The organism is Bacillus sp. AP50, assembly GCF_040492675.1.
GTDB lineage: Bacteria > Bacillota > Bacilli > Bacillales > Bacillaceae_G > Bacillus_A > Bacillus_A cereus.
Genome location: NZ_JBEUTW010000545.1, coordinates 1 through 2,214 on the forward strand (window position 1 = coordinate 1; position 2,214 = coordinate 2,214).

A 2,214-nucleotide genomic window follows, 5' to 3' on the forward strand; every position below is an offset into this window, starting at 1 on the left:
GTAATAATTCGATTATCACCTTGCTTTGCAGTCCCAGTAAAACAGTATCCTGCACTATCTGTAAATCCAGTCTTTAGTCCGTCCATTCCTTCTATATATAAACTTTTATTATTTTTGTTTAACATGTCGTTTGTGCTTATAACATTAATATTATTAAATGCTAGCTGACTTTGACGTAAGTGAGTCACTTCTAATATTTCCGGATAATCTTTTATAAGATGATACGCCAATTGTGCTACATCACCAGCCGTCATTTTTGTTTCACTTCCATCTGGCTCTTGTAATCCAGAAGCATTTTCAAATTTAGCATGTTCCGACATTTTTAACTGTTTCGCTTTTGCATCCATAAGCTGAACGAAATCTTTCTCCGATTTTGCCATATGTTCTGCTAAAGCCACAGCCGAATTATTAGCTGACTCAATCATTAATGCATGATATAAATCTTTAACAGTTAATGTGTCATTAACTTGTACTGGGATTCTCGCTCCTTCTGTTTGTGCCGCCTTCGCACTCATTTTTACTGGATCTTCCCAGCGAACTTTCCCGTTATGTATACTCTCTAGTAAGAGATACGCTGTCATCATCTTAGACATACTAGCCGGTGCAAAAGCTTCATTTTCATTATATTGATAAATAATATCTCCATCACTCGCATCGATAATCATAGCTGCTTTTGCGTTAATTTCTGGTGGGATGTACTTTGGCGGGACTACTTTTTCAGTAAATCCTGCTTTAGGTAGTTCTGCCACTTGCAAAGGTTGTCCCTCTACATTCGCTATGCTCTTTTGATTTCCTTGGAATAAGAACCAACATATCCCTAAAATAATAACTAATAGGACTGTCATCCTTCCCCATTTTAACCGATTCATTTCAAAACTCCTTTAGCAAACCTTTTATACACTCACATTTAACCTTAACAACAATTCCTTTATATAGTCAAGGTAAAAGGTATATTTATTCATAGTACAGCAATGATTATTTTAATTTATTTATGTTAAACTTACAATATTGAAACGTAAGAATATTCAATAATAAATTCTCGTAAATAAAGCGAAACTTTAATCAGCCCCCCAATCGGGCTACCCGTCAAATAGCGAGATAAACTATTTAATAGAAGGGATTCATACAAATGCTACTTCCAAAATCATTAAAATACGGAGACACAATTGGGATCTACTCCCCTTCTTCACCAGTAACCTACACTTCTCCAAAAAGATTTGAACGAGCAAAATCTTACTTACAACAGAAAGGGTTTCATATATTAGAAGGTTCATTAACAGGTCGATATGATTTTTATCGTTCTGGTAGTATACAAGAGCGTGCTGAGGAACTAAATGTCTTGATAAGAAATCCTAATGTTTCTTGTATTATGTCAACAATTGGTGGGATGAATTCAAATTCAATATTACCTTATATTGATTATGATGCTTTTCTAAAGAACCCTAAAATAATGATTGGGTATTCAGATGCAACTGCTTTATTACTAGGAATTTACGCCAAAACAGGAATCCCTACATTTTATGGACCAGCTCTCGTCCCTTCCTTTGGCGAATTTGAACCTTTTGTTGATTGCACATACAAATATTTTGCTGAAACTTTACTACATGATCATTCTCTTCCTTATCATATAAAACAACCATTATTTTGGTCAGATGAATTTATTAATTGGGAAGAAAAGACGAAGGAGAAAGAACTTCGACCAAACGATTGGATTTCAGTAATTGATGGAAAAGCTACTGGGCGTATTATTGGCGGGAATTTAAACACGATACAAGGAATTTTGGGTAGCCCCTATATGCCACATATTCAAGAAGGCGACATTCTCTTTATTGAGGACAGTTCAAAAGATGCAGCTACTATTGAAAGAAGCTTTTCATTACTTAAAATTAACGGTGTATTCGATAAAATTTCAGGTATCATTCTTGGAAAACATGAGCAATTTGATGATTGTGGTACAAATCGAAAACCTTTTGAAATACTATTAGAAGTACTTCAAAATCAAAGAATTCCTTTTCTAGCTGACTTCGATTGTTGTCATACACATCCCATGATTACCATGCCTATCGGTATTCAAGTAAAGTTGGATGCAACAAATAAAACGATACATGTTGTAGAACCTTGGAAAAAATGAATGCATAGCTTCTATTGTTTTACAATAAAAGCCATGATACTATATAATTTGGAATGTGAAAGATTAAACAAAATACGTTCCAA

2 protein-coding genes are annotated in these 2,214 nt (G+C 34.3%); one reads left to right on the top strand and one right to left on the bottom strand.

All coding sequences use genetic code 11. The features are described from left to right. Nucleotides 1–869: D-alanyl-D-alanine carboxypeptidase family protein (locus ABWK52_RS26275; protein WP_353772241.1), on the bottom strand; the 869-nt coding region annotated here is incomplete at its 3' end. 260 nt (nucleotides 870–1,129) lie between these two features. On the opposite strand from ABWK52_RS26275, the gene ABWK52_RS26280 reads away from it, so the two are divergent. Further along, a complete protein-coding gene (locus tag ABWK52_RS26280; protein ID WP_000926325.1) occupies nucleotides 1,130–2,131 on the top strand; it encodes a S66 family peptidase in 1,002 nt (333 codons plus the stop codon). Nucleotides 2,132–2,214: the final 83 nt, after the last annotated feature.